This is a genomic window from Chitinimonas sp. (assembly GCF_041904975.1).
GTDB lineage: Bacteria > Pseudomonadota > Gammaproteobacteria > Burkholderiales > Chitinimonadaceae > Chitinimonas.
Window position 1 is genome coordinate 1 of sequence record NZ_JAYRLZ010000251.1, and the last position, 6,190, is coordinate 6,190.

Here is a 6,190-nt window from a genome sequence, read left to right on the forward strand (position 1 = left end):
TCTTGCCCTCGACCAGCCCGCAGGTGCGCGAGATGCTGACGCGCAATCTGCGCTATGTGACCAAGGTGCTCAAGCTCAACAACCAGCTTGGCAACGCGGTGGCCGCGGCCAAGAAGGATGGCAGCTTGCGCAGCAGCCTGCCGGACGATGTGATCCTGTACAGCTACTACGCGCGCACCTGCGACCCGGCGGTGGATTACCTGAGGCTGTATAGCAAGATGGATGACGAGACGATCGTCAGCAATATGCTGGCGGTGTTTCTCGATGGGGTGGCACAGCGCAATGGATAAGGCGATGGAGGGGCAGTTGCAGATTGAAGATCTGGAGGTGGGCGAGGGCAAGGCGGTAGTGAAAGGGGCGTTGATCACCACCCAGTACACCGGCTTCCTGGCCGATGGCAGCAAGTTTGATTCGTCATGGGACAAGGGCCGGCCGTTCCAGTGCGTGATCGGCACCGGCCGGGTGATCAAGGGCTGGGATATCGGCCTGATGGGCATGCGCGTGGGTGGCAAGCGCAAACTGTGGGTGCCGGCCGAGCTGGCCTATGGCGATCGCCAGGTCGGCAAGCTGATCGCGCCGGGGTCGGACCTGAGCTTCGAGATCGAACTCCTGGAAGTGCTGACGCGCGACGATTGAGCGGGCTGGCCATTACGCAGGTCTTGGCCAGGCATGAATCGGCACGCGAGGATTCCCTCTCCTTCAGGGGAGGGTGGGGATGGGGTGAGTGATACCCAGCTACTGGCTGACCCCATCTCCCACCCAGCCTCCCCCTTGAACGGGTAGGAGCCATCCCGGTGTTACTGAAACGCCACCTCGGCAAAGCTGCGCAGTTTACGGCTGTGCAGCTGTTCCGACCCTTGCTCGCGCAATAATTCCATGGTGCGGATGCCGATGCGCAGGTGTTGATCCACCCGTTCACGGTAGAACTGGTTGGCCATGCCGGGCAGCTTGATTTCGCCATGCAGGGGCTTGTCGCTCACGCACAGCAAGGTGCCATAGGGCACGCGGAAGCGGAAGCCATTGGCGGCGATGGTGGCGCTTTCCATATCCAGCGCTACCGCGCGGCTTTGGCTGAAGCGGCGCTGCGGGCGGTTGTCCGGCAGCAGTTCCCAGTTGCGGTTATCGGTGCTGGCCACCGTGCCGGTGCGCATGATGCGCTTGAGGTCGCTACCCTGCACGCCGGTGATCTGCGACACCGCTGCTTCCAGCGCCAGCTGGATTTCTGCCAGCGCCGGAATCGGCACCCACAGCGGCAGGTCTTCATCGAGCACATGGTCTTCGCGCACATAGCCATGGGCCAGCACATAGTCGCCCAGCTGCTGGGTGGTACGCAGGCCGGCGCAATGGCCGAGCATGATCCAGGCATGCGGGCGCAGCACGGCGATATGGTCGGTGATGGTCTTGGCATTGGCCGGGCCCACGCCGATATTGACCATGCTGATACCGCTGCGATCGGCGCGCACCAGGTGATAGGCCGGCATCTGCGGCAGCCGTGGCGGCACCTGGCCCAAGGCATCGTTCGGCTCGGCAGCCAGGCCGACGCGGCGGGTGACGACATTGCCGGGCTCGACAAAGGCGATGTATTCGCTATTCGGGTCCTGCATGGCGGCGTGGCCAAGCCGCACAAACTCGTCGATATAGAACTGGTAATTGGTAAACAGCACGAAATTCTGGAAATGCTCGGGCACGGTGCCGGTGTAGTGGCGCAGGCGGTGCAGCGAGTAGTCCACCCGAGGCGCGGTGAATAGCGCCAGCGGCGAGGGTTCACCGCGTGCTGGCTCGTAGGTGCCATTGGCAATGCCATCATCCATGGCGGTGAGATCGGGCAGATCGAACACATCGCGCATCAGCTGGCGGCGCTCGGCACTCAGGCTGCCCTCGACATGCTCATGCTCGGCAAAGGAAAAATGCAGCGGAATCGGCTGGGTGCTGGTGCCGACTTCCAGCGTGCCCTCGTGGTTCTGCAACAGCAGGCCAAGCTGGTCCAGGTAATAGTCGGCATACAGATCAGGCCGGGTCAGGGTGGTTTCGAAGCGACCGGGGCCAGCGACAAAGCCGTAGCTGCGGCGTTTGGTATCCACCGGGTCGAGCCGCGCCACCGTGTCGGTTTGAAAGCGCACGAACGGGTAGCAGGCGCGAACGCGGCCGGGCAGGGATTCTCCGGCGACAAAGCGCTGCATGGCAACACGCAGATGCTGGATGCTTTGCTGGTAGATTTCATTGGCACGCGCCAATGCGGCGGCGGGATCGGTGTAGCGGGCGGGGGCGATAAAGGGCGGTAGATTGGGCATGCGCACCATTATGCATAGGCTCGGCGCCTCGCGGCAACGCGTTGCCGAAACCGCAACCTACAATGGCAGTCTGCCCACCTGCACGGGAGACAGATTGACCATGCCATGCCGGCCGAAACACAGCTTGCGTCTCTGGCTGCTCAATGTGATTGGCTGCCTGTCAGCCATGGCAGAACCGATGCTGACGCTCGACCAGATCCATGTCCAGCCCCGCTTCATGGCCAAGGCGCTTGGATTCATCGCCATCGACGGCGTGTTTACCCAGGCCAGTGGCAGCATGCAGATTGATACGGTGACGCGGACCGCCAGCCTGGAAGTGCGTATCGCGCTCGCTTCGATCAGCACCGGCTCGGAAAGCCGCGACAACCATCTGCGCGGCAGCGAGTTTTTCGATGTGGCAAATTTCCCGCTGGCAACGGTAAAGGTGCAGGACTTGGCGCTGGACGCCGATCTGCCACGCCAGGTGTCTGGCCTATTGAGCCTGCACGGCGTCAGCAAGCCTGTGCAGCTCAATATCAGCGCGCTGCGCTGCGAATTAGCCAGGCGCCCCGCTTGCCAGGCCAGCGTCAGTACCAGCCTGTTGCGCAGCGAATGGGGCATGCGCCACTACCTGCCGCTGGTGGCGGACGAAGTCGGCATCCAGATCGAGATGGATGCTGCGGCGCCTTAGAGCCTGTTCACAGCATGACAACCACGGTCGCTTCTTGTGCCAACCCTGAAATCGGAACAGAACCCCAAGCGGCAGGTCGGGAGTTAAGCCGACGGGGCGCGGCGGTGGTGGTGATGCGGCCTTTTCTAGCGGTGCTGTCGGCTTGAAACCCGACCTACACTTCGGCTTTCTCGGTGTGCTCTGTGGTCTGCGCGCCAAGGTTCAATGGGGCTTGAGGGCATCTTCATGCTGATGCGCCTCGGCACGCAGGCAGGCCTTGATATGTTTTTCCACCAGCATGGGCAGGTAGACGGTCACGGTGGCGTGATCGCGCAGGCTGCGCCATTTTTCCTGGTATAGCGCGGCGATATGCTCAAGCGGGGCGTGGAAGCGCTCGGCCAGCGCCACCACGGCGGCTGGCCATTTTTCGCTGCGTGGTGCCGTATCGGCTGCGCGCATTGCGCTCAGGCTATCTGGGCTGGGCAAGGTCATGTTGATACTCCAGGGCTTGCATCAATGCGACATGAATACCGGGATGGTCATTGCGCCAAGCAGGGTGCGGCTGGCGCCGCCCATCATCAGCTCGCGCAGGCGTGAATGGCCATACAGCCCCATCACGATGGCGTCGGCGGCGCGGTCGGCTGCCGCCGACAGCAAGACCTCGCCGACATCGCGGCTGAATGCCACATCGCGCGCCACCTCGACATGCACGCCATGGCGGGTCAGATACAGCCCGATATCGGCGCCAGGCAGCTCGCCATGGGCGTGATCGCCCACTTGCGGGCTGATGGTCAACACGGTCACCCGATCGGCTTCGCGCAATAGTGGCAGGGCATCGGTCACGGCACGGGTGGCCTCGCGACTGCCATTCCAGGCCACCAGAATATGGCGCGAGGGGCCAGTGAAGTCGCCGGCATAGGGTAAGACCAGGGCCGGCCGGCCGCAACCCATCACCACGCTTGCCACGAAGTCGTCCGGTACTCCGTCAACCGGTGCCGCCGCATCACGCTGGCCGAGCAGCAGCAAGTCGTGATAGCGCGCATGCAGATTGAAGGCATCCACACAGGGGCCAAGCTGCTGGCGCCACTCCACCCGAGGGCGATAGGCCTGGGTAAGTCGCTCGAAGCCAGCCTTGGCGGCGGCGGCATCGCGCTCCAGTGCCAGATACTGTGCGGCATAGGTCTCCGGCGGCGCCGGAAACGGCCCAAGGCCGCCGCTGAATACCGGCGACGCAACAAACAGGCCGGTCAGATGGGCCTCGTTGGCCTCGGCCAGCTGGCAGGCATAGCGGATACGTGCTGCGGCACGCGGACTGCTGTCTACATGGACCAAGATGGTGCGATAGCTCATGTGTGGCTCCTTGGGCGCGGTGGTGGCGCCATTCTGATCTGGCGCAGCACTCGCTCCTTGATCTTGGTCAAGCCGATGCGAACTGGCGTTGACGGCCCTAATGGCCGGCCTTGCGGTTCAGCAAATGAAAAACATTGCGCGCTAGATTCATTTGCCAGTTTCGAGTAAGAATGCGTCCGCCTTCACGGCGCAGTGCTGCTGTTGCTGCGGTACTTCCCCTTGCCTGCGCCGAATCGCGGGCCCGACTCCTGCCTGGACTTGACCGATGTCATTGATACGACTGCGTGGCGCCTGGCTCGCCCTCTGCTGCCTTTGTCTGTTTGCCTGCTCCACGGCGCCGCATAACACGGCGCGCAACCTGCCGGCGATCAAGCCGGCGGCGCAGGCTGTGCCGCCCTTGCGCGAGCCGGTCGATGTGTTCGGCGAGACGGCAGTGGCGATGTCGTTTTCCGGCGGCGGCATTCGCGCGGCGGCGTTTTCCTTTGGCGCACTGCAGGGCCTCGATGCCTTGCCGCTGGATGGCCAGCGCGCCTTGCTCGACGAGCTGTCATTTATCAGTAGCGTGTCCGGCGGCTCGATGACCGCAGCCTATTACGGCCTGCACGGCAAGGACACGCTGAACAGCTTTCGCTCGGTGCTGTTGAAAGATGGTGAAGCCGATCTGCGTTTCAGCCTGGTCAATCCGCTCAATATCGCCCGGCTGATGGCCGGTGGCCTGAACGATAGGCAAGACCTGCAGCGCTGGCTCGATGCCGATGTATTCCGGGGTGCCAGCTATGCCGATATGTTCCGGCGCGGCAAGCCCATCGTGATGGTCAATGCCACCAATGTGTACCACCGCATCGCCTTCCCGTTCACCCAGCGGGCGTTTGATCTGCTATGCAGCGATCTGGCCAGCTATCCGGTGGCCGATGCGGTGGCCGCCTCGATGGCGGTGCCGCTGTTCTTTGCGCCGGTGGTATTGGAAAAGCATCCGGATGCCTGCGTCACCGCCCTGCCTGAAGTCAGCACCCGTGGCAATGACGCGCATTCCTTGCTGGCGCTGGCGGTGAAAAAAGGGGTGCAGGATATCCGCGATGCCGGCAAGGGGCGCTATATCAAGCTGATCGACGGTGGGGTAACCGATAACTACGGCCTGACCAGCATCATGCAGTCGCGCCTGTTGCGCGGCGCGCCCTATGGCCCCTTGACCGAGACCGATGCGGTGCGCACGCGCAAGATGCTGTTCGTGGTGGTGGATGCCGGCCAGTCGCCCAGTGGCGACTGGAACCAGCGCGAGTCGGGTCCGTCCGGTGTCGAATTGGCCAGCGCCGCCATCGACTCGGCCATCGATACCAATGTGCGCATGAGTTACGACAATTTCGTACCGATGATGAAGCAGTGGCAGCGCGATGTGATCGACTACCGCTGCGCCCTGCCAGCAGCCCGGCAACAGGCGCTGGCGGCCGCACGGCCCGGCTGGCGGTGCGACGATGTGGAATTTGTCGTCACCCGCGTGTCGTTCGACGATCTGGGCGCGGAGCGCTCGGCCCGCCTCAATGCCATTCCCACCCGTTTGAGTCTGCCCGAGGCACAGGTCGATCAGCTGATCGCCGCCGGGCGCGAGGCGGTCATGCATAGCGCAGTCGTCCAGCGCTTTGTCGCGGCGACGCGAGCCGCCCCCGCCGCCAGATAGCTGCGCATCCGCCTACATATGCTTGAACAGATGGTTATAGCTGCGGCTCACTTCCAGCTCTTCCTTGTGGCCCTTCACATGGACGATCTGCTGGCCGCGAAAATCGCGTGATACCTGGTCGATGGCATCCACCCGCACCAGGGTGGCGCGGTGGATCTGCCAGAATTCGTCGGGGTACAGCTCGTCCACCAATTACTAGATAGGCTTGCGGATAAGCGCCTCGAA

At 63.2% G+C, this 6,190-nt stretch carries 7 protein-coding genes and 1 pseudogene; 4 read left to right on the plus strand and 4 right to left on the minus strand.

The window, feature by feature from the left end; translation table 11 throughout:
• Both ACE3OH_RS18025 and ACE3OH_RS18030 read left to right on the plus strand, forming a co-directional pair.
• Nucleotides 1-290, plus strand: a pseudogene (locus ACE3OH_RS18025) (TetR/AcrR family transcriptional regulator); the annotation flags it as partial.
• A 4-nt stretch (nt 291-294) separates the two neighbouring features.
• Nucleotides 295-636 carry an FKBP-type peptidyl-prolyl cis-trans isomerase gene (locus tag ACE3OH_RS18030; protein ID WP_374356383.1) on the plus strand — a complete coding sequence of 114 codons (342 nt, stop codon included), beginning with the start codon at nt 295-297 and terminating at the stop codon, nt 634-636.
• A 161-nt stretch (nt 637-797) separates the two neighbouring features.
• Here the strand turns inward: ACE3OH_RS18030 and ACE3OH_RS18035 are convergent, their stop codons facing one another.
• Nucleotides 798-2,291 carry an AMP nucleosidase gene (locus tag ACE3OH_RS18035; protein WP_374356364.1) on the minus strand — a complete coding sequence of 498 codons (1,494 nt, stop codon included), beginning with the start codon at nt 2,289-2,291 and terminating at the stop codon, nt 798-800.
• Between the two features lie 124 nt (nt 2,292-2,415).
• Here ACE3OH_RS18035 and ACE3OH_RS18040 point away from each other — a divergent pair, with 124 nt between their 5' ends.
• Entirely contained in the window at nt 2,416-2,961 is a 546-nt protein-coding gene (locus ACE3OH_RS18040; RefSeq protein ID WP_374356367.1) for a YceI family protein, read from the plus strand.
• Nucleotides 2,962-3,162: 201 nt separating this feature from the next.
• Here the strand turns inward: ACE3OH_RS18040 and ACE3OH_RS18045 are convergent, their stop codons facing one another.
• On the minus strand, nt 3,163-3,432 hold the full coding sequence (locus tag ACE3OH_RS18045; RefSeq protein WP_374356370.1) for a DUF3562 domain-containing protein: 270 nt from the start codon (nt 3,430-3,432) through the stop codon (nt 3,163-3,165).
• A 21-nt stretch (nt 3,433-3,453) separates the two neighbouring features.
• Nucleotides 3,454-4,290 (minus strand): universal stress protein, encoded by an 837-nt coding sequence (locus ACE3OH_RS18050; protein WP_374356374.1) that lies wholly within the window; start codon nt 4,288-4,290, stop codon nt 3,454-3,456.
• 265 nt (nt 4,291-4,555) lie between these two features.
• Between ACE3OH_RS18050 and ACE3OH_RS18055 the strand changes: the two genes are divergently transcribed.
• Nucleotides 4,556-5,965: a patatin-like phospholipase family protein gene (locus ACE3OH_RS18055; RefSeq protein ID WP_374356377.1), complete on the plus strand. Its 1,410-nt coding sequence runs from the start codon at nt 4,556-4,558 to the stop codon at nt 5,963-5,965.
• Nucleotides 5,966-5,977: 12 nt separating this feature from the next.
• On the opposite strand, the gene ACE3OH_RS18060 is transcribed toward ACE3OH_RS18055, so the two are convergent.
• Nucleotides 5,978-6,154: a LytTR family DNA-binding domain-containing protein gene (locus tag ACE3OH_RS18060; RefSeq protein WP_374356380.1), complete on the minus strand. Its 177-nt coding sequence runs from the start codon at nt 6,152-6,154 to the stop codon at nt 5,978-5,980.
• Between the last annotated feature and the right edge of the window lie 36 nt (nt 6,155-6,190).

Coding starts and splice junctions, on each gene's coding strand:
- ACE3OH_RS18045 (WP_374356370.1), bottom strand. CDS start 3,432: ATGACCTTGCCCAGCCCAGATAGCCTGAGCGCAATGCGCGCAGCCGAT.
- ACE3OH_RS18055 (WP_374356377.1), top strand. CDS start 4,556: ATGTCATTGATACGACTGCGTGGCGCCTGGCTCGCCCTCTGCTGCCTT.
- ACE3OH_RS18030 (WP_374356383.1), top strand. CDS start 295: ATGGAGGGGCAGTTGCAGATTGAAGATCTGGAGGTGGGCGAGGGCAAG.
- ACE3OH_RS18035 (WP_374356364.1), bottom strand. CDS start 2,291: ATGCCCAATCTACCGCCCTTTATCGCCCCCGCCCGCTACACCGATCCC.
- ACE3OH_RS18050 (WP_374356374.1), bottom strand. CDS start 4,290: ATGAGCTATCGCACCATCTTGGTCCATGTAGACAGCAGTCCGCGTGCC.